Source organism: Flavobacterium sp. ZB4P23 (assembly GCF_003970375.1).
Lineage (GTDB): Bacteria > Bacteroidota > Bacteroidia > Flavobacteriales > Flavobacteriaceae > Flavobacterium.
Window position 1 is genome coordinate 186,010 of record NZ_RYDK01000005.1, and the last position, 24,864, is coordinate 210,873.

Sequence of the window (24,864 nt, forward strand, 5' to 3'; positions counted from 1 at the left end):
CTAACCATAATTTAGATATAATAACAAAAAAATTACTAAATTTTTATTTAAAAGTGTACATTTGAAAAACTAAAATAAATTAATTATGATATTTAATGAAGTAAAAAATTTTATAAATGGAGCGTTTAAATCAGGAAGCTCCAGCAAAATTCATACTATTATCTCCCCTTTAGATGGTCAAGAATTAACTACTTTCAAAGAATCTACCGTGGATGATTTGAATGAAATTATCGCTTTTGCTCAAAAAGCTCAAAAAGCCTGGCAAAAAGTTACCTTAAAAGAAAGAGTCCAGGTTTTCTATAAATACAAACAATTATTAGAAAAAAACATAGAGGAACTGACCGAAATTATTTACCTCGAAAACGGGAAAATTCATGGGGAAGCCAAAGCTGAAATTGATAAAGCCATCGAACTTACAGAATTTGCCTGTGCTTTGCCTCAATTTGTAAATGGAGAAAACATGGAAGTTAGTAAAGGTGTTTATTGCTCCTCAAGCCGAGTTCCTTTGGGGATCGTTGCTTCTATCGTTCCTTTTAATTTCCCAAGCATGGTTCCGCATTGGACTATTGTAAATGCCTTGGCTCTTGGAAATGCTTTTATTTTGAAACCCTCCGAAGCGGTACCAATCAGCAGTCAATATACAGCAAAACTTTTGAAAGAAGCCGGACTTCCTGATGGCTTATTCAATATCATTAATGGTACACAATCTACAGTTGAAAATCTTTGCGATCATCCGGATATTAAAGCCATAACTTTTGTCGGCTCCACGAAAGTAGCAAAAATAGTATATCAAAGAGCAAGTCAAAATTTGAAACAGGTTTTAGCACTTGGCGGAGCAAAAAACCACATCATTTTATTACCGGATGCAAATCCCGAAATGGCTTCCTCTAATATTGTAGCTTCTATGAGCGGTTGTGCCGGGCAGCGTTGTATGGCGGCTGCAACTTTAATCGCTGTTGGAAATTGCGATGTGATACTGGGTAAATTAATTAAAGACGCCAATAAAATTCAATGTGGTACAACATTAGGTGCCGTAATTTCGAAAGCAGCCAAAGAAAGGATTGAGTTATATATCACTGAAGCCGAACAACAAGGTGCCAAAATCGTTTTGGATGGCAGAAATACGATAGTTATGGGAAAAGAAAATGGTTTTTATGTCGGGCCAACGATTATTGACTACGCAACTGCTGATATGAAAATTGCAAAAGAGGAAATATTTGGACCAGTTCTAACCATTGTTCGTGTTAGTACAATTGATGAAGCTTTAGCAATTGAAAATGGAAATCCTTATGGAAATGCGTGTTCCGTATTTACACAAAGCGGCGGTTTAGCAAATTATGTAACCGAAAATGCTTCCGCAGGAATGTGCGGGGTAAATATTGGAGTTCCTGTTCCCAGAGAACCTTTTGGTTTTGGTGGATGGAATGAATCAAGATTTGGTTCTGGAGATATTACAGGGAAAAGCGCTATTGGCTTTTTTACGAAAGAAAAGAAAACAACCACGAAATGGAATCCCGAAGCTGGAACCAACTGGATGAGTTAAATAATTATGATAGAAAAAGTTAAAGCATCCGATTTTTTATTCATTTATGAATTATACATGCATCCAGAAGTAAACCCTTTTTTGCTCTACGAAATAATGGATTCAGAAAGTTTTAGACCTATATTTAATGACTTGCTAAAAGAAGAAATTTTATATCTATATAAAGAAGATTCAAAAACTATTGGAATGTGTAAACTCATCCGACAAAAGCACAGAAATAGCCACATTATGTATCTGGGAGGAGTAGCTATTCATCCTCATTATTTTGGAAAAGGATTTGGAAAAAAAATGATGTTAGAAATCATTAATATATGTAAAATAAAATCCGTTTCCAGAGTTGAATTGAGTGTCGACACTCATAATTTGAAAGCCATAAAGCTATATAAAAGTGTAGGTTTCACAAAAGAAGGAATTTTGAAAAACTATACTTTTTTAAAAAGCATGAACAAATTCATAGATGAACAAATCATGTCTAATTTAATAGAAAAATAATACAATTGCACAAAGCTTACATGAACGAACGAAATTTATAAGATGCAAATTCTGTCCTACTTTATGATTTTGTTGTCTAACCAATTGAAACTAAAATTTTAAATATAATGTTAAGTAAAGAACAAATAATAAGTGATAGTAAACAATTCAGTTTGTTTACTTGGGTTGCTCAAAAAAATGTAAATCCAATCCCTATCGAAAGAGCCGAAGGCGTTTATTTATATGAAGTTGGAGGAAAAAAAATAATTGATTTCTCCAGCGGATTAATGTCAGTAAATATTGGTCACGGCGACCAGCGGGTCACAGATGCAATTGTCGAACAAATGCAAAAAGTGAGTTATGTGACCCCATCTTGCACTACAGAAATCCGGGCGCGTTTAGCAAAAAAACTTGCCGAAATTTGTCCCGGTGATTTAAACAAAGCTTTTTTTACACTTTGTGGCGCTTCATCAATCGAAAATGCAATAAAACTGGCTCGTTTATACACTGGAAAGCACAAAATTTTTGGAAGATATAGAGGATTCCACGGAAACTCTTCTGCCAGTATGACTTTAGGCGGAGATCCTAGAAAACTTTTTAGTGATGCCCAACAAGCCACTAATATTTTTCACCTAGATGATCCCTACGATTTTTATGGTTTGAGTGATCAAGACGAAGAAACGAAATTAAAATGGAGCCTTGATTCAGTAGAAAGAATCATTCGGTATGAAGGCGGGCACACGATTGCAGCCTTTGTCTTTGAAGGCGAAAGTGGGTCATCAGGTTGCTTGCATTATCCAAAAGGCTATCTAAAAGGGATTAAATCCTTGTGCGAAAAATATGAAATTCTATTTATTGCCGATGAGGTAATGAGTGGTTTCGGCCGAACCGGAAAATGGTTTGGTTTTCAACATAGCGACATCATTCCAGATATGATTTGTATGGCCAAAGGTCTGACTTCTTCTTATTTACCCTTAGGTTGTTTGATGGTATCGGATAAAATTGCAGCAAAATATGACGATTCCCCTTTGTGGTTGGGATTGACTTATAATTCACATCCAGTGGCTCTCGCAGCTTCACTTGCCGTTATAAATATTTACGAAAGTGATCATTTGATAGAAAACGCAGTCAAAATGGGTACTTACATGGAAAAACAAATTAACAAAATGCGTGCCCAACATCCTTCAATGGGTGATTTTAGAAACAAAGGATTATTGGGTTGTTTGGATATTGTGAAAAGTAAAAAACCATATCAACTAATGGCTCCTTTCAATGCTAATGCTGTCGAAATGGAAGTTATGAACAAAGTGAGTGCCAAGTTAAGAGAGCAAGGATTATATACCTTTGTTCGCTGGGGTTATATTTTTATTGCACCACCATTAATGATTAACGAAACTGAAATTGACGAAGGTTTATCAATTATTTCTGAAGCTTTAAAAATAGCAGACGAGCACATGAATTAATACATTTTTTCCACAAGAAAATTTAGTATATGACCGAAAAAAGCCGACAAAAGAATTTGGCTTATGCCTTTCATTAGAGGTTGAGAATAAAAAACCAAAAAGTGTTACAAGAGGAACTCCTCAGATAATTCTAGGAATTAATTTCCATAAAAATAACATCCAATAGCGCAAAGACTTTTTCCTTGTCCAAAGGTTTTGTAATGTAGTCATTAAAGCCGCACTGAACTATTTTTTCTCTCTCTTCTGCGGATGAATACGCTGTCTGGGCTATGACCGGAAGTTCCGGTTTAATTAACTTTATTTTTTCAAAAGCCTCATAACCACTCAAAATAGGCATTTTTATATCCATAAAAACCAAACTGATATCCGGATTTTCGGTACAAATAGTAACTGCTTCCTGACCATTAAAAGCACGCAAAACTGTATGGTTTTTTGACTCAATAATTTTCTTTAACAACAAGAAATTGATAGTATCATCTTCAGCAATTAAAATTATTTCATTCTCCTGGTTTCCTGAAAAAGATATCGTCTTACTTGACACAATGTCTTTTTCAGTCTGATCAAATTTTAATGGAAACGAAAATGTAAAAACAGATCCTACTCCAATTGTAGATGTCACTGTTATTTCCCCACCCAGCATCTCTACATACGCCTTCGAGATGGACAAACCAAGACCTAATCCCGTTAATTCAGTAGTGCCGTCCCCTTCAATTCTTCGGAAACGATCAAATATTACTTTCAGATGATTTGTACTCATACCGATCCCTGAATCTTCAATAGTAAACGCTAAAATTCCTTTTTCTTTGTGGACTGTGTATCCAAAAGCAACAAATCCATTATCGGTAAATTTTACCGCATTTGTAATTAAATTCACAATAATCTGTTTCAGTTTCGTTTCATCAGTAAGAATATTTTCTGTAATTTTAGCTGAATTTTCAAGAATATAAAATTGAATATTTTTATCTTTAGGAATCGTAACTTTGATGGAATCATACAACTCTGTCATACATTTTTCAATGTCTAATCCTTTATAATTAGGTGTAATTTGCTTGGCGTCAATTTTAGACATTTCAATAAGATCTTCAATTATTGAAACCAGGTTGTTCCCACTGTTTTTTATTATTTTTAAATATTCCAATTTCTCACTTTCTGTCAAATTTGCATCCGTTAGCAAATCACTAAATCCCATTATGGCATTCATAGGAGTTCTGATTTCATGCGATAAATTAGCCAAAAAAGAAGATTTTAAGGTATCGCTTTCCTCCGCCTTTTGTTTGGATATTTCTAATTGTCGCCTTTGATTGCTGTTCTCTTCAAAAAGATTTCCTATATACCCAAACTCTCCTTTGAATTTTCTTAACGAAGCTATCGCTTTAACATTACCTGTTTCTAGAATACTTTTGACTAATTTTAGTGGATTATAAACCCATCGTTTTGTATAATACACAAAAATAAAAATGTTCAATAAAGAAACCAGCACCACAATAAAAAGAATTTCTTTTGAATTTTTATAATTCAAATTGAACGGCCTTTTGAAAAGCAATGTAGCCACAACGTCATCTTTCCAGTCTTTCAGATCTAAACTTACAATTACAAAATCACTTTCTTCAAGAACCGTACGATGCGCCGGAACTAAATTAACTTTTGAACTGCTTATATTTCCTAAAGAATTCAAAAAAGGCTTATCTAAAAGTCTAGCTATAAAAAAGTAACCGGACGGAGCTGTTTTATTCTTTTTAGGATCTATTGAAGGATGAATCGTTGCACCAAAAACCTCGACAATTCCTTCTGGAATTTTAATATAGAATTTTTTTAGTTTCGATTTATAAAGCACTGTCATCATCTCTTTTGGGATAAAGTCAAGGCTTTTAATCTTAGAGGAAGCTGTTTTATTTATTATTTTTTTGTCAAGGCCATACACCCCAACATAATCCGCATTATAAAATTCAAATTCGCTTAGAATATATTTATCATACCATTTTGCATCTTTTGTTATAGTATAACTAACCAAATTATCCCAATGGGTAACATCAATAATGGTGGCGGTAGTGGTTTTAGAATTGAGTCTAAACAAAGATCTCACTTCTTTATCGTATTGATTGTAAGTGGTTTTATAAAAATTTCGTTCTTCCTGAATAGTATAAAGATATAAGGTGATGTAAATTACAAAAAAGAAAATACTTGCCGAAAGTATCAACATCAGTAGTTTATAGTACGTATTTAATCTAATCAATCTTTTCATGGAATCACTCGAATAAAACTAAAACACAGCCTACTTTTGTAAGACATATCAGTTTTTTTCTATGCCGCAAGTTAACCATTTTTATCAGTAAAAAAAATAAGCCACTTCAAACTAAGTATTTTTTTTATAATAAAACCTTATTTATCAGCGGTATACTTTTAAAAAAGCATTCTAATCTTTCTTAAATCCCTTTTAAATGGCAACTTTTCATTTTTTTTCAGAATTAAAAAAAGATTATTTTTTTTTCCTTGTCAAAACAGAAGTGATTCGGTTCTCTTTTAGCAACCAAGCCAATGTCATTTGTGTCAAAGGAGAAAAAGCAACACAACCCTCTCCTTTGTCTTCGAGAACATCTAATAATCCCGCTTCTGGTTGCCACGCAAACATGGAATATTTCACTTGATGAATAAAGCAGGGTGTCTCCAATTGTTTCAGTATTTCAGTAGTTTCCTTAGTTTGCGCTGCTGTATAATTAGAAATTTCCACATACAATGCTTTTCCGCTTCGTACGGCGTAATCCAGCGCCATCATGGTTTCCTCCAATAGCGTTTCCGGATCAAAACGATTCGAATAAAAAAGAAATTTGTGGCAGTAACAAATCACTTTTTCCACATCTGTCCTATTTCATCTAGTTGTTTTTTTAGCCAAATTCTAATTTAATTTTTATAGTCCGATTGAAAGATACTAAAACGTCAAATGATCCCCCAAAACACCAACTAGTTTTTGATATTAAATGTAAAACTAAAAAACCACCTAAAATAATCAGGTGGTTTTTTCATTTCTTAAAAAAATACTACAACGGAATATTCCCGTGTTTTCTATCTGGAGTAACACTAACTTTATTTTCTAGCATGCTAAAGGCTTTTATCAGTTTGCGTCTGGTGTCTTCCGGTAAGATTACCTCATCCACAAAACCACGTTGTGCTGCGGTATACGGATTCGCAAACAAATTCGCATATTCAGCTTCTTTTTCCAAAAGTTTAGCGGCAGGATCTTCGGCCTCATTGATTTCTTTCTTGAAAATAATTTCAGAGGCTCCTTTGGCTCCCATCACAGCTATCTCGGCACTGGGCCAAGCAAAATTCATGTCGGCACCAATGTGTTTCGAGTTCATCACATCATACGCACCACCGTAGGCTTTACGTGTAATTACCGTAACTCGTGGCACGGTCGCTTCGCTTAAAGCGTACAATAATTTCGCTCCGTGAACGATAATTCCATTCCATTCTTGGTCCGTTCCCGGCAAAAACCCCGGCACATCCACTACAACCAATAACGGAATATTAAAACAATCACAAAAACGAGTAAATCGAGCTGCTTTTTTCGAGCTGTTCACATCCAGACAACCCGCTAAAATCATCGGTTGGTTGGCTATAATCCCAATGCTTTTTCCTCCCAATCGAGCAAAACCCACCAAGATATTTTCGGCATAGTTTTTATGAATTTCATAAAACGAATCTTCGTCAATAATGCCGCTAATTACCTCGTGCATATCGTACGGTTTATTGGGATTATCCGGAATAATAGTCGCTAATTTGGGACGAACCTCATCATTGAGTTCATACCGTAAATTGTGTGCTTTTTCTTTGTTGCTTTGTGGTAAATAACTCAACAAGCGTTTCAAATCTTCCAGACATTCCACATCATTAGCAGAAGTAATGTGCGCCACACCGGATTTCGTAGAATGCGTGCTTGCCCCTCCCAATTCCTCTGAAGTCACCGTTTCATTGGTTACTGTTTTCACGACATTCGGGCCTGTTACAAACATATAACTGGTATCTTCAACCATCATCGTAAAATCAGTCATGGCTGGTGAATATACCGCTCCACCAGCGCAGGGACCCATAATTGCAGAGATTTGCGGAATTACGCCACTGGCTTGTACGTTTCTATAAAAAATATCAGCATAACCACCCAACGAACGAACACCTTCCTGAATACGTGCCCCACCAGAATCATTCAGGCCAATCATGGGTGCGCCCATTTTGACTGCCATATCCATAATTTTACAAATTTTTTCGGCATGAGTTTCAGATAATGATCCCCCAAAAACGGTAAAATCCTGCGCAAAAATATAGACCAATCGACCGTTTATAGTTCCGTATCCGGTAATGACACCATCTCCAAAAAACAGTTCTTTTTGCATTCCAAAATCAGACGTTCGATGGGTAACTAACATCCCGATTTCTTCAAAAGAGCCTTCATCCATCAAATAATTGACGCGCTCTCTTGCCGATAGTTTTTTATTAGAATGTTGTTTTTCGATACGTTTTTTACCGCCGCCCAAATGAGCTTCAGCAATTTTATCGTTTAATGTTTTTATTTTAGATTCCATACTTTATTTAATTGGATACTATTGTTTTTTAAAATTTCGTCACTTCGAGTGGTTTTGAACAGTAATGCGATAGCTTTAATGTTTAAAATTGTATCGAGAAGCCTTGTTAAATGTAAAGTTCTCGATACTTCCCAAAGGTTTTTTGTTTAAAACCTTTGCTCAACTCGAACTGACGTTTTAAGAGTTTAGTAAGCGTACGATTTTTTGATCTTCAAAATACTGTTTCAACGCCACCAAAGCAGCGATTTCGGCTTCTTGCTCCATTTGATTTTTCAATACATCCATATTGTAATAGTTCTTTACAAAATGCGTGTCAAATTTCCCGGAACGAAATGCCTCGTGTTCAAAAACAAATTTCCCAAAAGGCAACGTTGTTTGTACGCCTTCCACATGATAATCTTCAATGGCTTTGAGCATAATTTGAATGGCCTCTTCGCGGGTTTCGCCGTACGTAATTAATTTGGCTAACATAGGATCGTAATAAATAGGAATGTCCATGCCTTGTTCAAAACCATTGTCCACACGAATACCCTGGCCAACTGGCAATTGATACACCTCCAAATTCCCCACACTCGGCAAGAAATCATTCATCGGATCTTCGGCATACACACGTAATTCCATTGCATGCCCTTTTATTTTCAAATCTTCTTGTTTTATTGCTAATGCTTCTCCCCTGGCCACTCTGATTTGAAGTTCAACCAAATCAGTTCCTGTAATCCATTCCGTAACAGGATGTTCTACCTGCAAACGAGTATTCATTTCAAGAAAGTAGAAATTATTATTTTCATCCAATAAAAATTCGACAGTTCCTGCTCCTAAATAATCACATGATTTAGCTACCAAAACAGCAGCTTCTCCCATTTTTTTACGCAATTCAGGTGTTAAAACCGAAGAAGGCGCTTCTTCTATTACTTTTTGGTGACGACGCTGGATACTGCACTCTCTTTCGAATAAATACAACACATTCCCGTGGCTGTCTGCCATAACTTGAATTTCGATATGCCTTGGCGAACCCACATATTTTTCGATAAAAACAGAACCATCACCAAAAGCGGAAATCGCTTCACTGATGGCGCGATCCATTTGAGATTCGAAATCAGCTTCACTCTCTACCACACGCATTCCTTTTCCGCCACCACCTGCAGAGGCTTTAATCAGAATTGGAAAACCAATTTTTTTGGCAACCACTTTCGCTTTTTCGACATCCGTAATGGCTTCGTCAAAGCCCGGAACCATTGGAATGTTGTATTGCTTAACAGCCTCTTTCGCCGCTAATTTACTTCCCATGATTTTGATCGCTTTCGACTTTGGACCAATAAAAATGATGTTATTTTTCTCTGCTTCTTCGGCAAAATCAGCATTTTCACTCAGGAATCCGTACCCGGGATGAATTGCATCTACGTTTAATGATTTCGCAACCTCTATGATTTTACTTCCCAATAAATAGGATTGATTAGAAGGAGCTTCGCCAATCCAAACGGCTTCATCAGCAAATTTTACGTGCGGTGCATTTCTGTCGGCAGTAGAATATACTGCTACAGTTTTAATGCCCATTTTTTGTGCGGTTTTCATCACTCTTATGGCGATTTCACCTCTATTGGCAACTAATAATTTTTTCATTTTATATTTTTTAACCGCAGATTCGCTAATTTTAATTCTCTCACAATCAATTGCGTTGTATAACTTAAAATTTTCTTTTAAATTAGTGGTGTTTTATTCGAATTCAATTAACAACTGTCCTTTATCTACGGCATCGCCCATCATTACTGATATGGTTTTGATAACGCCATCACGCGGAGAAAGAAAGCTATTTTCCATTTTCATGGCCCCTAAAATAATAAGGTTGTCATTCTCTTTGACGGTTTGTCCTACTACCACACTGATTTCGAGAATTAAACCTGGCATGGGTGCTTTGATAAAATTGACTTGTTTGGTAAGCCCTACTTCGAATCCCATTTCCTTAATCAAAACATCCAAAGGATTTGAAATGGCAACGGTGTAGGTGTTATTGTTTACCTTTACGGTGTAGCTTTTTTGAAGAAAATCAGAAGTGATGATTTCCGCTTGATAAGGAGTGTTTGAGTGCAAAACATGAAACTTATTCGTTTCCACACTTACTGCATCCAGTTGTGAAATACTTTTCTTTTCTAAATCAAAATGAAAAGTGTCATTTACATTAACTTTATAACCAATACTCATTTGCTTTTATTTTATGGTCGTAAAAATAGGCAAAAGAAAACGTTTTCGTAAACCAATGAAGAAAGTTTTATGCTAATTTAGTATAGGTATCAAAAATAAAATTATAATACTAATAACCCATATTCCCGCAGCGTTTTAATTGGTTTGGAGTACCAAAACAATTCAAAGTCCTCCAGATATGATTCGAAATCTATTTTTATTTCTTGAAAGCTGTGAGTTTTAGAATTCGAAACAGCGATTTTCTGTAGCATTTCTACCAGCCATTCTCCCTCCCTTTTATTCGTTTGAATACTGAAACTTTCTTTTTTATCATGAAATATCAAAGTCATTAGTTCCCAAGAATTTCCTTTTTTAGATTTGGTAAAATGTTCCACAAATGGTTTGCCGCCTAACCAAACGATTTTAGCAGTGGGTTTGACGCTAAAATCATTGTCTTCTTGTAGAGCATCAAAAATAAAATCAGGTGAAATTTTAGTTTTTGGAATTTTAAATTCAAACCAATCCTGCAATTCGTAATCAAAACAGATTCCGTGCATGAAATTGAACAACGATTTCTTAAGTCCAAAACTGAATTTATCATGGTCGATTCCTGTTGCATCGGTATAATTAATATCGTTATTGGCAAAAGTTCCAATGATTTCGGTTTCTTTTGTCACACCAAATTTCTCTGGATACAAGCCTACTGGACTGTGCGCCGTCATAGCAAATTGATGCCAAAATCCCGATTGTAATACCCCAACTTCAAATAACTGACGCACCATTTCGAGACTATCTATCGTTTCCTGAATGGTTTGCGTAGGATAGCCGTACATCAAATAGGAATGAACCATGACTCCTGCTTCGGTAAAATTTCTGGTGACTTTAGCCACTTGCTCCACCGTAACGCCTTTGTCAATCAATTTTAATAATCGATCAGAAGCTACTTCGAGACCACCAGAAACCGCAATGCAACCGGAAGCTTTAAGTAGCAAACACAAGTCTTTGGTAAAACTTTTTTCGAATCGAATGTTCGTCCACCACGTCACGGCTATTTTCCTACGAAGAATTTCGAGAGCTAGTGCCCGCATTAAAGCCGGAGGCGCCGCTTCATCTACAAAATGAAATCCGTTCTCACCTGTTTGGGCAATCATTTCCTCCATTCGGTCGCACAATAAATTGGCCGCCACGGGTTCGTAAATTTTGATGTAATCCAAAGAAATATCGCAAAACGTACATTTCCCCCAATAACAACCATGTGCCATGGTAAGTTTATTCCATCTCCCATCACTCCACATGCGGTGCATGGGATTCACAATTTCGATAACCGAAATGTATTTATCCAAAAATAAATCCGAATAATCCGGAGTTCCTACTTGTGATTGTTTGTAATCGTGTTTCAGGGAATTATTTTTATAAACTACCTTTCCGTCTTCCAACAGAAAGGTTCGTTTATAAGAATTGTAATCTGTCCCGAAATTTCGGGATTCAATATTAGAGATTAATTCTTCTATTGGCATTTCCCCATCGTCCAAAGTAATAAAATCGAAAAACTCAAACACACGAGCATCTGAAAGCGAACGCAATTCTGTATTTGGAAAACCACCACCCATCGAAATCTTGATATTGGGATAATGCTTTTTAACCCATTGTGCCGAACGAAAAGCCGCGTACAAATTTCCTGGAAACGGAACTGAAATCAAGAATAATGTAGGTTTTATAGTTTCTATTTTTTCTTTTAAAATAGAAAGAAGAACGGTATCAATATAAGTTGGTTCCTGTTGCAAGGCTTCATACAATTCGTCAAAAGAATTCGCACTTCGTCCCAAACGTTCTGCATAGCGGCTGAAACCAAAATTAGCATCTACACATTCGACAATAAAATCTGAAATATCTTCGAGATACAAAGTCGCTAAATGCTTGGCTTTGTCCTGTGTTCCCATCGTTCCGAAAGCCCAATCAAGTTCTTCCAATTGTGCAAAACGGGACGCTTCCGGCAAGAAATCTTCCTGACAAATTTGAAGCGCCAATGTTGGATTTTTTCCTTGCAGAAAAGCAATCACGGGATCAATCGTTTTTAGATATTCATCTTGCAAAGCTTGAATTCTTTGGGAGTTGGGTGTTAGCTTTTGGGTCCTAGCTGTGGCAATAGCAAACACATTTTGCAAACCTTCTTTAGAAAACAATTCCAAAATCACCTCAATACCCAAATCCGCCTGAACAGACTCAATGTTTTTGGTATTCAGAAACCCTTTAATATAAGCGGTCGCCGGATACGGTGTGTTGAGTTGGGTAAACGGAGGCGTGATGATGAATAATTTGGTTTTCAAAAGAAATAAGTTTTGTGCAAAAATAAGGGATAATTCTGTTCTTATCACCAAAGTAAAAGTCCATATTATTATTTATTCTTTGGATTCAAATATAAAACAAAGCTATTTTTAGTTTCAACGTAATATATAGGTATTTAATTATATTTATCTTGCTGTAAATCTTACTTCTGAAGCGAATTTTTCCTTTTTCATTTACAATGCAAAGTCAATGTTTTGATTGTGCCAAAAACCTACGTGGTTGCAATGATGATGATGCTGCCGATTTAAAGAAAGCAAGCGATGGTATATACCTAGCAAAGAATTAAACAATTAACTCAAAAATAGTTCATGTGACGGAAGTCTTAATGGTCATCAACTTCCATCAGGTGATTATTGGTATACAGCAACCAGAACTGATGAAAATGAATACAAAGGTCATTTTAGTTTGAAGCGATAGCAAATCATCAAAACTTATGCTCTTTTTTGCTGACCATCAACAATGAAAATAAAGAGACACAGGCTGCCGTACTTAAGTAAAACCCAACGTAGGTCAGGCTATACTGTGTAGCTAACCAAATCGCAATCATAGGGGCAAAAGCGGCTCCGATAATTCCTGCCATGTTAAATGCCAAAGAGGTCCCTGAATAACGCACCGTTGTAGGAAACAGTTCCGATAAAAAAGTCCCCAATGGGCCATATGTGAATCCCATCAGCGCCATTCCAACACATAAAAACAAAGTCACAAGAACCGAACTGGCAGAATTTAAAAAAAATGAAAATGCAAAACCAAAAACAGCTATTGCTATCGTTGCATAAATAAGCATTTTTCTACGCCCAATACAATCCGCAATTAAAGCAGAAACAGGAATAAAAAGCGCAAAAAACAATACCGAAAACAATTGCATCAATAGAAAATCCCTTTTGGAATAACCTAAATCTGACGTTGCCCAGCTAAGCGTGAACACCGTCATGAGATAAAAAACCAAGAAAGTTGTAATCGACGCAAATGTGCCAAAAATCAATTGGTTTTTATAAAATTTTAATAAAGTAAAAAAGGGAATTTTAACCTCTTGTTGTTCTTTTTTAGAGTTTTTGAAAGCAGGAGTTTCATCAATTTTTAATCGGATATAGAAACCTACAACAACCAATAACGAACTCCCTATAAACGGAATTCTCCACCCGTAGTCCAGAAAAGCTTCGGCACTCATTGTGTCTGTCAAAATCAAGAAAGTACCACCTGAAAGCAACAAGCCTATTGGAGCTCCCAATTGCGGGAACATACCATACCAAGCACGCTTATTAGGCGGAGCATTTTCGATTGCCAATAAAACCGCTCCACCCCATTCGCCACCTAAACCAACTCCTTGACCAAAGCGACACAACATAAGTAATAAAGGAGCTGTAATTCCAATACTGGCATAACTTGGTAAAAAACCAATACAAACAGTTGAAATCCCCATTGTTAATAATGCAATTACTAAGGTGGTTTTACGTCCAATTTTATCACCATAATGGCCAAAGACTGCGGAACCTAAAGGTCGGGAAAGAAAAGCAATCGAAAAAGTTGCAAGAGATAATAAAACAGAATTAGTATTATCTGTTGAAGGAAAAAACAATTGAGGAAAAACTAAAACTGCTGCATTAGCATATATATAAAAATCAAAAAACTCTATAGTTGTACCAATTAAACTGCCAAAAAGAACATGTTTTAAAGAATTTTTATTCGTAAGCTTTAAATTATCTTTCATAAAATTGTTAATTTTTTTTGATAAAATTGATACTATTTTTCGAAAGTAACAAATATTATAGTTCCAATATTTTTCGGTAATTTAGCCTCAAATAAAATTCCATATGCCAACCGACTGTATCAGCTATCAAAATTCAGGATATTTCTCTTCTTTGATGAACGATTATTTAGATCAAAAAAATAATTTACATTCTCTATACAATAGATTTCCAACGCTGGAAAACTTTGAAAAGCAAATCCTTGAAAAGCAAAATAACTTCCCCTCCCCAGCCCTCCCCGAAGGAGAGGGAGTCGAAATGGATAAAAAAATTGTCAATGACAATAAAAGAAATATTTTAGTTTCAGTCTTAAAAAAACAATATTCGGCTATTTCAACTTCTGTTTTAACAAAACAAAATATTGAAACTTTAGCCCTTCCAAATACATTTACTGTAACCACTGGCCATCAGCTAAATTTATTCAGTGGACCTTTATATTTTTTATACAAGATTATTTCGACAATTAATTTGACAACCGAATTAAAAGCGAAATATCCCACCTATAATTTTGTCCCAATTTACTGGATGGCTACCGAAGACCATGATTTTGAAGAAATCAATTATTTTAATTTTAAAGGCAAAAAATTCCGTTGGAACAAAGAAAGTACAGGTCCTGTTGGACGATTGTCTACTAAAGGTTTATCCGATTTTCTAGAAGTATATGCGCTGGAATTAGGTTCCGGTACGAATGCAGATACTCTAAAAAAATTATTCAAAGACTCTTATCTGAATCACGATAATTTAGCCGATGCCACACGATTTTTGGCAAATGCATTATTTGGTGCAAATGGTTTAGTCATTTTAGATGCGGATAATTCAGACTTAAAAAGAGCTTTTATTCCTTTTGCAAAAGAAGAATTACTACACCAATCCTCGCATAAATTAGTACTAGAAACTGCCGAAAAATTAAAAGAGTATACGATTCAAGTGAATCCTCGTGAAATCAATTTGTTTTATATTGAAGATAGTATCAGAGAACGCATCATCTTTGAAAATGATCGATACAAAGTAAACCATACTAAAATTGAGTTTTCTGAAACAGAAATTCTATCCCTTTTAGAAAATCATCCAGAGAAATTCAGTCCTAACGTGATTATGCGTCCGTTATATCAAGAAGTGATTCTCCCCAACTTATGCTACATTGGCGGAGGAGGAGAGATTGCCTATTGGCTAGAGCTACAATCGTTTTTTGCCGCTGCAAAAGTAACTTTTCCAATACTTTTGCTTAGAAATTCCGTACTATTAGCAACCGAAAAGCAAGCTAAAAAAGCAGACAAATTAGAATTGAATTGGGAAAATTTATTTTCGAAACAGGCGAATTTAGTACCTACTAAAACCAAAGAATTATCAGATTTCCCAGTCGATTTAACGCATCTCAAAATCCAATTGGAAAAACAATTTCAGGAGCTTTATGATGTTGCGACCAAAACCGATAAATCTTTTATTGGAGCGGTAAAAGCCCAGGAAATAAAACAAAACAAAGGATTAGAAAATCTGGAAAAACGATTGCTAAAAGCACAAAAAAGAAAACTAAGTGACGTTTTAAAACGCATCACCTACTTGCAAAATGAGCTGTTTCCCAACCAAAGTTTACAGGAACGACAAACTAATTTTTCCGAATTTTATTTGGAATACGGAGATAAACTGATTCCTACATTAATCAACCAACTCCAACCGCTGGACAACAAATTTGAAATTATTGTACTTTAATCAAATTATGATTATTTGAGTGCAATATTTGTAAAAATATTCAATAAAAAAATGCTAATTTTGCATAAAATTAAAAAAAATAAAAATGGCTACTAATAGAACTTTTACAATGATCAAGCCGGATGCTGTTGCTAACGGACACATCGGAAACATACTTGCAATGATTACTACGGCAGGTTTCAAAATCGTTTCTTTAAAATTGACACAATTAACTGTTGCTGATGCACAAGCTTTTTACGAAGTGCACGCTGCAAGACCTTTCTATGCTGAATTAGTAGAGTTTATGTCAAGAGGACCAATTGTTGCTGCTATTTTAGAAAAAGACAACGCTGTTGAAGATTTCAGAACTCTAATTGGAGCTACAAACCCAGCTGACGCTGCTGAAGGAACTATCCGTAAAGCATACGCAACCTCTATTGGAGAAAATGCAGTTCACGGTTCTGATAGCGATGAAAATGCAGCTATCGAAGGTGCGTTCCATTTTGCCGGAAGAGAGCAGTTCTAGTATCGGTTTTCATTCGCAATTGACAGTTACGAATTATAATAAAATAGAAATCCCGTTTCAAAATTGAAACGGGATTTTTTTATATCAAAAATCTGAAATCTAAATTCGTTAATCAACAATCTAAAATCATTACCTTAAAACCACATCCTTCACCACATCTCGTCTTAGTTCCTCATTAATCATAGCCACAATTTTTGATTTACCATGACTTAATTCCTCTCGTAAAACGGACGAGGTCAACTCTACATACAACGTACTTCCTTTCAAAACTACATTATTGGTATAACTGTTCACACCGTTACCCATCAAGTTTTTCCAAGCGTATTTTACGTCCATTTGATCCATTCCGGGCTGCAGCTTATTTACTTGGATAATTTGTTTCAAAACATCCCCTATCGTACTTTGATTATTTAGTCTCTTTGCCATCGCCCAGTAAATTTATTGGTGTTGCTTTCTTGTAATGATATGCTGTTTTTTCTTTGTTCAGTAATACTAATTCTTCCGCTGACACTGCAATTATTTCCTCACTCCATTTCATATAAGGTGTTGAATAATCCACAAACGCCTTGTCATCTGCAAATCGAATTGAAACCTTTTCATACGCATCATTCACCATAAAAGTACCGTCTAGTTGTGGCATGACTTTCTTTCGAAACCCTTTATTCTTTTTGTCAACTTCAAAATAATCATACACTTCATTCATCTTATACTCCTTGTTTTCCCCCTTATCAAAAACAACCTTTTTAATTTCCCAATAGCCGTTTATGTTGGCAATATCAGCAGGTATAATTTCTTGCTGGCATCCCACAAAAAGGAATGCAATAAAAAGAAAGCTAAATGTATTTTTCATATAATTAATATTTTTAGGAGCTATTTCCTGCTTTTCACTTCAATCTTTTTATCCGCCGAAAAAACGGCTAAAAAAGGATTTCCGCTTCAATCAGGGCTAGGTATTTTGAAGTAACCATACTTAAATTGCATACAACAAAGTTACTCTTATTAAATTCACAGAAAACAAAAAAAGTAGAACACATTAAACTATTTTATATATTACTAACCATAAGGTAATTAGAACTAAATTAGAGCGAAATGTAAAAAATAATCTACCGTATCGTCCTCACAATATTTTGCATAAGCTACAGTTCTGAAACTTCAGAACCAACGCCTACTCCAACAGATACACTCTATTTCCTTCCACTAACCGGCGCCACTTGGGTAACAAAATCTAGTATCATTCTTGTCAACGGCCGAATTGTTATGGAAAATCATTTCAATGGTCATCACGCCAATTGGAATTCAACGGTAGTTTAATACCAACAGCTCCTGCCGACATGTTTATGGCCTTAGGCAAAAACGATCAAAAAATTTATGTCATTCCGAGCAAGAAAATGGTCGTTATCAGAATGGGAGAGGTGGTAAACCTTGACAATCCAACTTTAGCTTTATCTGATTTTGATGAAATATTACAGCAGAAAACTAGTGTTTTATATCAGTAAATCTATTTGGTTTTCAAACGTTTAAGAAACCCTAAAACAAAGAAAACCAATCCCATAAGTATCAAAAAATAATACAGACTGATACTTATATCTCGAATAAGATTAGCCGTTATAAAAGAAACTATACTCCCAAAATAAAGGTTTAGTGGTGGTACATTTTTTAAAGAAGAAAAATCCATAATTGTCTTTTATTTAAAGAATGAATCTACAAATTCATATTTATTAAAAACCTGAAGATCCTCAATTCCTTCTCCAACACCAATATATTTTACAGGAATTTTAAACTGATCTGAAATTCCTATCACCACACCGCCTTTGGCAGTGCCGTCAAGTTTTGTAACCGCTAAACAAGTAACCTCAGTAGCGGCAGTGAATTGTTTGGCTTGTTCAAAAGCATTCTGACCCGTTGAACCATCCAAAACTAACAGTACATCATGTGGTGCATCTCCAACAATTTTTTGCATCACTCGTTTTACTTTGGTCAATTCGTTCATTAAATTAATTTTATTATGCAAACGACCTGCGGTATCAATGATAACGATATCCGCATTTTGCGCCACCGCGGATTGCAAGGTATCAAAAGCCACCGAAGCCGGATCACTTCCCATATCCTGACGAACAATAGGAACCCCTACTCGATCCGCCCAAATTTGCAACTGGTCAATGGCAGCGGCCCGAAAAGTATCAGCTGCGCCCAGCACAACGTTGTATCCTTGTTTTTTAAACTGAAAGGCTAATTTACCAATAGTAGTAGTTTTACCAACTCCATTTACACCCACTACCATCAAAACATACGGCTTAGTCTGAGTTGGAATTACAAACTCAGTGGCTTCACCGGAGTTAGTCTCTGATAATAAAGCCGCAATTTCTTCTCTGAGGATCAGATTGAGTTCTTCAATTCCCAGATATTTATCTGCTGCTACCCGACTTTCTATTCTTTCAATGATTTTCAAAGTCGTATTGACACCAACATCGGAAGCAACCAGAATTTCTTCTAAATTATCCAGGACTTCCTCATCCACTTTTGACTTTCCGGCAACCGCTTTGGTTAACTTAGAAAAGAAATTTGTTTTTGATTTTTCAAGACCTTTATCTAATGTTTGCTTCGCCTGTTCGGTTAGGCTCGGGTCTTTTTTGTCTGCTGAAAATATTCTTTTGAAAAAACTCATTGTGTAAATAGTATTAAGAATGAAGTATTTAAGTCCAAAGAACAAATACAATTTCTAATGGTAAATATAGAAAATAAAAAAGCTACTTCCGAATGAAAGTAGCTTTTCTATATACTGCTGTTGTAAATTATTTCTTTTTCAAGAATTCATCAACTGATTCTGGAGTCATAATAGATTCTACGAATGTATATGCACCTGTTTTTGGAGATTTCACCATTTTGATGGCTTTTGATAATCTCTTAGAAGATGTCTGTAACGATGCTACGGTTTTCTTTGCCATGATTCAAATGTTATTTAAATTTAAATAAAATCTCTAAATGTGACCATTTCTAGATTTCTATTAAAATCTCTAATTATTATTTAATTTCTTTGTGAACAGTTACTCTTTTCAAGATTGGATTAAATTTTTTAATCTCTAATCTGTCTGGAGTATTTTTTTTGTTCTTTGTTGTTATGTATCTTGAAGTCCCTGCAACACCTGATGTTTTGTGTTCAGTACATTCTAAAATTACCTGGATTCTATTACCTTTCTTTGCCATCTTGCTATTTTTTTATTTTGGAAGGGATTATTTAATAAATCCTTCTGCTTTTGCTTTTTTCAAAACTGCAGCGATTCCATTTTTATTAATTGTTTTTACCGTAGATGCAGCTACTCGTAGAGTAATCCATCTATCTTCTTCTGGAAGATAAAAACGCTTTTTAACTAAGTTTACAGAAAATTTTCTCTTAGTTTTGTTCATAGCGTGAGAAACGTTATTTCCTACCATCGCTCTTTTACCTGTAAGGTCACAAACTCTTGACATTATACTTATCTTTTATCGTTATTCAAAATCAGGGTGCAAAGAAAAGAAAAATAAACCTATTAAGCAACATATTTACTGCACATTTTTTAAAATTTCTTTCTGTACTAGTTCTAAACTTTTTATTACCGCTCTATCTATCACTTTTTCACGGGGTTGACCAAAATTGAATTCTTCAACAATTACTTCCTTTGGTGTTGCTATTGCAATAAAAACAGTGCCAATTTCTGCATCTGAGTCGCCTTTTGTTGGTCCGGCATTTCCTGTTGTCGCAATTGCATAATCCGTATTCATTCTCTTTTTTATGCTCAAAGCCATTGCAGAAGCTACCTCCTTACTGACTGCGGAATATTCCTTTATCAGACTTTCCGGAATACCCAAAACATCTATTTTAGCTTGGGTTGAGTACGAAACTACACTTCCTGCAAAATAATTGGAAGCACCGGCAACAGCACTTAAAAGCGTTGCTATTTTACCCCCTGTACAACTCTCGGCTGTGGCTATGGTTTTGTTTTGTTGGGTCAAAAGTTTCCCTACTGCAACTTCAATCGTTTCGTCTTCATCATAACCAACGATGATATCATGAATAATTGCGTCCAGCAAGTTTACATTTTCAAGTAGCGCAGTCTCTAATTTATTTTTATCTGTACCACGTGCCGAAAGACGCAATCGTACGCGTCCCGGAGCAGGCAAATAAGCCAGCTTAATAAATACAGGAAGGTTATTTTCCCAATCCTCTATTCGTTCCGCCACCAGACTCTCGCCCTGACCATAGGTCAGAATTGTTTTATGAATTATATAAGGGCGCTCATATTCCCGAACTACTTTCGGGATGATTTCATGCTCCATTAAATACTTCATTTCATAAGGAACTCCAGGAAGCGAAATAAAAACAGTGTTTTCCTTTTTCATCCACATTCCTGGTGCCGTACCTACCTGATTGTGAAGTACCGTACATTTCGAAGGAACCAGCGCCTGATCTTTATTGATTTGCGTAATGGTTCGCTTATAAAAACCTTCTATAAGTTGCGTGACATGAGCTAACACTTTTTGATCAACAACTAATTCATCTTCAAAGTAATCACAAAATGTTTTCTTGGTAATATCATCTTTTGTTGGCCCTAGACCTCCAGTTATAATAACCAAATCGACTTTGTTTTGAAGTGCTGTAAACGTATCAAAAATGTGTTTTTTATCATCACTAATCGAAATCATTTCGTTGATTTCAACACCAATTTTATCTAACGATTTGGCTATAAAACCAGAATTTGTATCGACAATTTGGCCTATTAAAATTTCGTCACCTATGGTAACTATGGTTGCTTTCATTTTTTTTGGTGCTGCTTATTTTGTAAAACTGTATTTAAAAAAGGAAAGTGTAAATTGGCAGATTCCTTTTTTTGCGTGAGGGATAACAGTGAAAATCCTTCCGTTTTTTCGGAAGATTACTTCACCTAAACAATTATTTTAATAGGGGTTCAGTGAACTTCGTTTGCAACGGATAGCCCGACCACGCTTTAACGTAAGTGAAAGCGTGGTCACGCCCAAATTTTACAAATCAAAGTCTTTTTTAATTTCTTTAATGGCTTCTTTCACCTGATTTTTTACACTCTTAAACGTTTCTTTGATTTCTTTCTTTTTACCTTCAGTCTTTGTCCAGGCTTCAACTTGAAGAATTTCTTCAAAAGCAACATTAAGTCCCATCAAATCCAGGGTTGGCTTTATTTTGTGTGCATAAGCATAGGCATGCTTGTGGTCTTTCTTTTTTATTCCTTCTTTAATTTGCTCTAGATCTGCCGGAACTTCAGTCACAAACAAAGTCAGAATTTCATTTACAAATTCAGGGTCGTTGTCCGACAGTGCGTACACTTTTGACAGGTTGTAGTTTATTGCCATTATTTTACTTGTATTCTAAATAGTTGTTGCCCTTCTAAAAATCCTTCTAAAACGTCCTCCGGCTTTACCGCTGCCACTCCTTCCGGGGTTCCTGTAAAAATGATATCGCCAATTTTTAATGTGAAAAACTGAGAAACGTATGAAATCAGCTCATCAATTTTCCAGAGCATCAAACTCGAATTACTCATTTGAACCGTTTCATTATTTTTCTTTAATTCAAAAGTAATATTTTCTACGGAACTAAATTCATTTTTTGATACAAATTCACCTATAACTGCCGAGCCATCAAATGCTTTGGCTTTTTCCCAAGGCAGCCCTTTTGCTTTTAATTTGTCTTGTAAATCCCGAGCGGTAAAATCGATTCCCACACTAATTTCGTCATAATATTTATGAGCAAACTTAGGCTCGATGTATTTCCCTACTTTACTTATCTTGACTATAATTTCGATTTCGTGGTGCACCTCTTCCGAAAATTCCGGGATTACAAACGGATGTTGTTTTAATAAAACGGCTGAATCCGGTTTCATGAAAACCACAGGTTCCGTGGGCCGCTCGTTTTGTAATTCCTCTATGTGATTGGTATAATTCCTACCGATACAGATTATTTTCATTTTTTATTAATTAAAAAATTTAATGATTGAAAGATTCAAAAATTAACTTAATTTATTATTCAGTTTTCGTAGTTTAATTGCCGTTAAAACTTTCTTGGTGTACAACGGAAAATCGGCATTTTGAATCCAACTGAAATAACCGGGCTCTGTTTCCAGAATTTTACCCACTTTTACTCCTTTGTGTTTTCCAAAAGTAAAAATCTCCTCCTCATCCTTATCAAAAGCAATCATTCCTGCGAAATCAGCAATTTTCTTTCTTGTTGTAAACTCGGACAATAATTTCATATCGTTTTCAAGTTCCGGATAGCGATCCAGTTGCGCTTTCAGAATCTCGTAAGTTGCCATGGTATCTGCTGCTGCAGAGTGTGCATTTTCAAGCGTTTTTCCACAATAAAATTTGTGAGCTGCGCTCAATGTACGCTCTTCCATTTTATGAAAAACGGTTTGCACATCAACAGAAACCCTTCCTTTCATATCAAAATCTACTCCGGCACGTAGCATTTCTTCAGCCAATAACGGAATATCAAAACGATCCGAATTAAATCCAGCTAAATCACTGTCTTTAATCATATTATACACTTGCGCGGCCAGTTCATTAAAAGTAGGTTCATTGGCCACTTTTTCATCAGTAATGCCATGAACAGCGGTTGTTTGAGGTGGAATTGGGATTGTTGGATTGACCAACCACGTTTTACTTTCTTTATTTCCGTTCGGAAAAACTTTTAAAACTGAGATTTCTACAATTCTATCTTTTCCGATATCAATCCCTGTGGTTTCTAGATCGAAAAAACAAATTGGTTTATTGAGTTTGAGTTCCATTTTTAATTTTTGTGTGGTTACAAATATAGAAATTTGGGTTTAATTTCATTTAAAGTTCACCGTTTAAAGTTTCATAAAATCTTAAAAAAAGAAAACCCGATTGATTTTTAAAAATCAATCGGGTTTTTATTCTAAATATTAGCTTTTAAACATCTCTGTTTACATCAAATGCTTCTAAGTATTCAGCGACTCTTTTTACAAAACTACCGCCTAAAGCTCCATCTACCACTCTATGATCATAGCTGTGTGATAAGAACATTTTTTGACGAATCCCGATAAAATCTCCTTCAGGGGTTTCAATTACAGCGGGCATTTTACGGATTGCTCCAAGGGCTAAAATACCCACTTGAGGCTGATTTAAAATTGGCGTGCCAAAAACACTTCCAAAAGTTCCCACATTAGTAACTGTATAGGTTCCGCCTTGAGTATCGTCCGGTTTTAGTTTTCCAGCTTTTGCACGACCTCCTAAATCATTGACCGCTTTAGCCATTCCAACTAAATTCAACTGATCCGCATTTTTAATAACGGGAACAATTAAATTTCCGTTTGGTAACGAAGCAGCCATTCCTAAGTTGATGTTTTTCTTCTTGATAATATAATCGCCATCCACAGAAATATTCATTCCTGGAAAATCTTTTATCGCTTTAGCAACCGCTTCCATGAAAATTGGCGTATACGTCAACTTCTCCCCTTCTCTTTTTTCGAAAGCAACTTTATTTTTCTCTCTCCATTTCACAATATTAGTCACATCAACTTCGATAAACGATTGTACGTGAGCCGAAGTTTGTACCGAAGCGACCATGTATCCCGCAATTAGCTTGCGCATTCTGTCCATTTCTATAATTTCATCACCACCGCTTACGGATACCGGAGCTGCTTTTTGAGCTGCTGGCACTGCAACCGGTTTTTGAACTGCTGCCACCGGAACTGCAACTACAGGCTGACTAGTTCTGTTTTTTACATACTCTAAAATATCATTTTTAGTCACTCTTCCCTCTTTTCCTGTTCCCGAAATTGCTGCTAATTCAGCCACAGAAACCCCTTCTTCTTTAGCAATATTTTTTACCAAAGGCGATAAGAATTTTTCAGATTCCGAGTAATCGGAAGACAAATCTACCGGAGTCGCAACACTTTCGTTGGATCCTGAAGCTTCGGGATTAACCATTTTTGTTACTTCAGCAATAACCTCAGGAGCTACAGCTTCTTTAACAATTGGAACAAGCGCTCCATCTTCAGTCTCAATAATAGCAATAGTTTGCCCTACCTGAACTAAATCATCTTTACCAAACAGTTGTTCTACTAAAATTCCCGAAACTTCGCTTGGCACTTCACTGTCTACTTTATCAGTAGCGATTTCAAGTACTGCTTCATCCGCTTCAATTTTGTCGCCAACTTCTTTTAACCAGTTTGTAATGGTTGCTTCTGCAACGCTTTCTCCCATTTTTGGAAGTTTTAATTCAAATCTTGCCATATTGTTAACCTAAAAGGTGATATTGATTTTCAGTTTGCGAAATTACTAAATATTTCAAACATAA

General features: G+C 35.6%; 22 protein-coding genes and 3 pseudogenes. 7 read left to right on the forward strand and 18 right to left on the reverse strand.

Annotated features, from left to right (window positions below):
• The first annotated feature begins 85 nt into the window (after positions 1–85).
• The 3 genes from mmsA (at position 86) to EKL99_RS10090 (ending at position 3,477) form a co-directional block, all read left to right on the forward strand.
• Complete coding sequence (gene mmsA, locus EKL99_RS10080) at positions 86–1,543, forward strand: CoA-acylating methylmalonate-semialdehyde dehydrogenase (protein ID WP_126515557.1); 1,458 nt, start codon at positions 86–88, stop codon at positions 1,541–1,543.
• A gap of 6 nt (positions 1,544–1,549) precedes the next feature.
• The gene (locus EKL99_RS10085; RefSeq protein WP_126576886.1) at positions 1,550–2,035 is read left to right on the forward strand and encodes a GNAT family N-acetyltransferase; all 486 of its coding nucleotides are present in this window, start codon (positions 1,550–1,552) and stop codon (positions 2,033–2,035) included.
• 107 nt (positions 2,036–2,142) lie between these two features.
• Positions 2,143–3,477 carry an aminotransferase class III-fold pyridoxal phosphate-dependent enzyme gene (locus EKL99_RS10090; protein ID WP_126563902.1) on the forward strand — a complete coding sequence of 445 codons (1,335 nt, stop codon included), beginning with the start codon at positions 2,143–2,145 and terminating at the stop codon, positions 3,475–3,477.
• A 130-nt stretch (positions 3,478–3,607) separates the two neighbouring features.
• On the opposite strand, the gene EKL99_RS10095 is transcribed toward EKL99_RS10090, so the two are convergent.
• From EKL99_RS10095 to EKL99_RS10120, 6 genes and pseudogenes are all read right to left on the reverse strand, one after another.
• Complete coding sequence (locus tag EKL99_RS10095) at positions 3,608–5,719, reverse strand: ATP-binding protein (RefSeq protein WP_126576887.1); 2,112 nt, start codon at positions 5,717–5,719, stop codon at positions 3,608–3,610.
• 300 nt (positions 5,720–6,019) lie between these two features.
• Positions 6,020–6,298 (reverse strand): annotated as a pseudogene (locus EKL99_RS10100) (aldo/keto reductase); the annotation flags it as partial.
• A 214-nt stretch (positions 6,299–6,512) separates the two neighbouring features.
• On the reverse strand, positions 6,513–8,054 hold the full coding sequence (locus EKL99_RS10105; RefSeq protein ID WP_126568390.1) for an acyl-CoA carboxylase subunit beta: 1,542 nt from the start codon (positions 8,052–8,054) through the stop codon (positions 6,513–6,515).
• Between the two features lie 177 nt (positions 8,055–8,231).
• Positions 8,232–9,674, reverse strand: coding sequence for an acetyl-CoA carboxylase biotin carboxylase subunit (gene accC / locus EKL99_RS10110; RefSeq protein WP_126460343.1), 1,443 nt, complete (start codon positions 9,672–9,674; stop codon positions 8,232–8,234).
• 93 nt (positions 9,675–9,767) lie between these two features.
• Positions 9,768–10,253 carry an acetyl-CoA carboxylase biotin carboxyl carrier protein subunit gene (locus EKL99_RS10115; protein ID WP_126460338.1) on the reverse strand — a complete coding sequence of 162 codons (486 nt, stop codon included), beginning with the start codon at positions 10,251–10,253 and terminating at the stop codon, positions 9,768–9,770.
• A gap of 101 nt (positions 10,254–10,354) precedes the next feature.
• Positions 10,355–12,559 carry a radical SAM protein gene (locus EKL99_RS10120; RefSeq protein ID WP_126568392.1) on the reverse strand — a complete coding sequence of 735 codons (2,205 nt, stop codon included), beginning with the start codon at positions 12,557–12,559 and terminating at the stop codon, positions 10,355–10,357.
• A gap of 331 nt (positions 12,560–12,890) precedes the next feature.
• On the opposite strand from EKL99_RS10120, the pseudogene EKL99_RS14785 reads away from it, so the two are divergent.
• A pseudogene (locus EKL99_RS14785) lies at positions 12,891–12,995 on the forward strand (T9SS type B sorting domain-containing protein); the annotation flags it as partial.
• Positions 12,996–13,002: 7 nt separating this feature from the next.
• Here the strand turns inward: EKL99_RS14785 and EKL99_RS10130 are convergent.
• Positions 13,003–14,286, reverse strand: coding sequence for an MFS transporter (locus tag EKL99_RS10130; RefSeq protein ID WP_126460332.1), 1,284 nt, complete (start codon positions 14,284–14,286; stop codon positions 13,003–13,005).
• Between the two features lie 103 nt (positions 14,287–14,389).
• Here EKL99_RS10130 and bshC point away from each other — a divergent pair, with 103 nt between their 5' ends.
• Both bshC and EKL99_RS10140 read left to right on the forward strand, forming a co-directional pair.
• Entirely contained in the window at positions 14,390–16,033 is a 1,644-nt protein-coding gene (gene bshC / locus EKL99_RS10135; protein WP_126576888.1) for a bacillithiol biosynthesis cysteine-adding enzyme BshC, read from the forward strand.
• An 85-nt stretch (positions 16,034–16,118) separates the two neighbouring features.
• Entirely contained in the window at positions 16,119–16,538 is a 420-nt protein-coding gene (locus tag EKL99_RS10140) for a nucleoside-diphosphate kinase (protein ID WP_126576889.1), read from the forward strand.
• 129 nt (positions 16,539–16,667) lie between these two features.
• Here EKL99_RS10140 and EKL99_RS10145 read toward each other — a convergent pair whose 3' ends face one another.
• Positions 16,668–16,964, reverse strand: coding sequence for a DUF721 domain-containing protein (locus EKL99_RS10145; protein ID WP_126460325.1), 297 nt, complete (start codon positions 16,962–16,964; stop codon positions 16,668–16,670).
• Positions 16,945–17,388, reverse strand: coding sequence for a hypothetical protein (locus EKL99_RS10150; RefSeq protein ID WP_126455073.1), 444 nt, complete (start codon positions 17,386–17,388; stop codon positions 16,945–16,947). Before EKL99_RS10150 ends, EKL99_RS10145 begins: the two co-directional genes overlap by 20 nt.
• Positions 17,389–17,824: 436 nt before the next feature.
• Here EKL99_RS10150 and EKL99_RS10155 point away from each other — a divergent pair.
• Positions 17,825–18,034: pseudogene (locus tag EKL99_RS10155) on the forward strand (serine hydrolase); the annotation flags it as partial.
• 188 nt (positions 18,035–18,222) lie between these two features.
• On the opposite strand, the gene ftsY reads toward EKL99_RS10155, so the two are convergent.
• The 9 genes from ftsY to EKL99_RS10200 all read right to left on the reverse strand — a co-directional run bounded on the left by ftsY (position 18,223) and on the right by EKL99_RS10200 (position 24,800).
• Positions 18,223–19,203 carry a signal recognition particle-docking protein FtsY gene (gene ftsY, locus EKL99_RS10160; protein ID WP_126460322.1) on the reverse strand — a complete coding sequence of 327 codons (981 nt, stop codon included), beginning with the start codon at positions 19,201–19,203 and terminating at the stop codon, positions 18,223–18,225.
• Positions 19,204–19,330: 127 nt separating this feature from the next.
• Positions 19,331–19,483, reverse strand: coding sequence for a DUF4295 domain-containing protein (locus EKL99_RS10165; protein WP_091205215.1), 153 nt, complete (start codon positions 19,481–19,483; stop codon positions 19,331–19,333).
• A 76-nt stretch (positions 19,484–19,559) separates the two neighbouring features.
• The gene (rpmG, locus tag EKL99_RS10170; RefSeq protein ID WP_017495179.1) at positions 19,560–19,742 is read right to left on the reverse strand and encodes a 50S ribosomal protein L33; all 183 of its coding nucleotides are present in this window, start codon (positions 19,740–19,742) and stop codon (positions 19,560–19,562) included.
• A gap of 27 nt (positions 19,743–19,769) precedes the next feature.
• Positions 19,770–20,006 (reverse strand): 50S ribosomal protein L28, encoded by a 237-nt coding sequence (rpmB, locus tag EKL99_RS10175; protein WP_126455077.1) that lies wholly within the window; start codon positions 20,004–20,006, stop codon positions 19,770–19,772.
• 72 nt (positions 20,007–20,078) lie between these two features.
• Positions 20,079–21,332: a CinA family nicotinamide mononucleotide deamidase-related protein gene (locus EKL99_RS10180; protein WP_126561921.1), complete on the reverse strand. Its 1,254-nt coding sequence runs from the start codon at positions 21,330–21,332 to the stop codon at positions 20,079–20,081.
• A gap of 222 nt (positions 21,333–21,554) precedes the next feature.
• Positions 21,555–21,899, reverse strand: a complete 345-nt coding sequence (locus EKL99_RS10185) for an Hpt domain-containing protein (RefSeq protein ID WP_126455081.1) — start codon at positions 21,897–21,899, stop codon at positions 21,555–21,557.
• Positions 21,899–22,510, reverse strand: a complete 612-nt coding sequence (locus EKL99_RS10190; RefSeq protein WP_126460317.1) for a fumarylacetoacetate hydrolase family protein — start codon at positions 22,508–22,510, stop codon at positions 21,899–21,901. Before EKL99_RS10190 ends, EKL99_RS10185 begins: the two co-directional genes overlap by 1 nt.
• Before the next feature lie 42 nt (positions 22,511–22,552).
• A complete protein-coding gene (locus EKL99_RS10195; RefSeq protein ID WP_126576890.1) occupies positions 22,553–23,329 on the reverse strand; it encodes a 3'-5' exonuclease in 777 nt (258 codons plus the stop codon).
• Positions 23,330–23,474: 145 nt separating this feature from the next.
• Entirely contained in the window at positions 23,475–24,800 is a 1,326-nt protein-coding gene (locus EKL99_RS10200; protein WP_126576891.1) for a dihydrolipoamide acetyltransferase family protein, read from the reverse strand.
• Between the last annotated feature and the right edge of the window lie 64 nt (positions 24,801–24,864).

Bases quoted from the DNA above. Each gene is read 5' to 3' on its own strand.
- EKL99_RS10095 (WP_126576887.1), bottom strand. From the start codon at position 5,719: ATGAAAAGATTGATTAGATTAAATACGTACTATAAACTACTGATGTTG.
- EKL99_RS10105 (WP_126568390.1), bottom strand. From the start codon at position 8,054: ATGGAATCTAAAATAAAAACATTAAACGATAAAATTGCTGAAGCTCAT.
- EKL99_RS10090 (WP_126563902.1), top strand. From the start codon at position 2,143: ATGTTAAGTAAAGAACAAATAATAAGTGATAGTAAACAATTCAGTTTG.
- EKL99_RS10185 (WP_126455081.1), bottom strand. From the start codon at position 21,899: ATGGCAATAAACTACAACCTGTCAAAAGTGTACGCACTGTCGGACAAC.
- EKL99_RS10190 (WP_126460317.1), bottom strand. From the start codon at position 22,510: ATGAAAATAATCTGTATCGGTAGGAATTATACCAATCACATAGAGGAA.
- EKL99_RS10180 (WP_126561921.1), bottom strand. From the start codon at position 21,332: ATGAAAGCAACCATAGTTACCATAGGTGACGAAATTTTAATAGGCCAA.
- EKL99_RS10165 (WP_091205215.1), bottom strand. From the start codon at position 19,483: ATGGCAAAGAAAACCGTAGCATCGTTACAGACATCTTCTAAGAGATTA.
- EKL99_RS10130 (WP_126460332.1), bottom strand. From the start codon at position 14,286: ATGAAAGATAATTTAAAGCTTACGAATAAAAATTCTTTAAAACATGTT.
- bshC (WP_126576888.1), top strand. From the start codon at position 14,390: ATGCCAACCGACTGTATCAGCTATCAAAATTCAGGATATTTCTCTTCT.
- ftsY (WP_126460322.1), bottom strand. From the start codon at position 19,203: ATGAGTTTTTTCAAAAGAATATTTTCAGCAGACAAAAAAGACCCGAGC.
- EKL99_RS10200 (WP_126576891.1), bottom strand. From the start codon at position 24,800: ATGGCAAGATTTGAATTAAAACTTCCAAAAATGGGAGAAAGCGTTGCA.
- EKL99_RS10150 (WP_126455073.1), bottom strand. From the start codon at position 17,388: ATGAAAAATACATTTAGCTTTCTTTTTATTGCATTCCTTTTTGTGGGA.
- rpmG (WP_017495179.1), bottom strand. From the start codon at position 19,742: ATGGCAAAGAAAGGTAATAGAATCCAGGTAATTTTAGAATGTACTGAA.
- EKL99_RS10085 (WP_126576886.1), top strand. From the start codon at position 1,550: ATGATAGAAAAAGTTAAAGCATCCGATTTTTTATTCATTTATGAATTA.
- rpmB (WP_126455077.1), bottom strand. From the start codon at position 20,006: ATGTCAAGAGTTTGTGACCTTACAGGTAAAAGAGCGATGGTAGGAAAT.
- EKL99_RS10195 (WP_126576890.1), bottom strand. From the start codon at position 23,329: ATGGAACTCAAACTCAATAAACCAATTTGTTTTTTCGATCTAGAAACC.
- accC (WP_126460343.1), bottom strand. From the start codon at position 9,674: ATGAAAAAATTATTAGTTGCCAATAGAGGTGAAATCGCCATAAGAGTG.
- mmsA (WP_126515557.1), top strand. From the start codon at position 86: ATGATATTTAATGAAGTAAAAAATTTTATAAATGGAGCGTTTAAATCA.
- EKL99_RS10115 (WP_126460338.1), bottom strand. From the start codon at position 10,253: ATGAGTATTGGTTATAAAGTTAATGTAAATGACACTTTTCATTTTGAT.
- EKL99_RS10145 (WP_126460325.1), bottom strand. From the start codon at position 16,964: ATGGCAAAGAGACTAAATAATCAAAGTACGATAGGGGATGTTTTGAAA.
- EKL99_RS10140 (WP_126576889.1), top strand. From the start codon at position 16,119: ATGGCTACTAATAGAACTTTTACAATGATCAAGCCGGATGCTGTTGCT.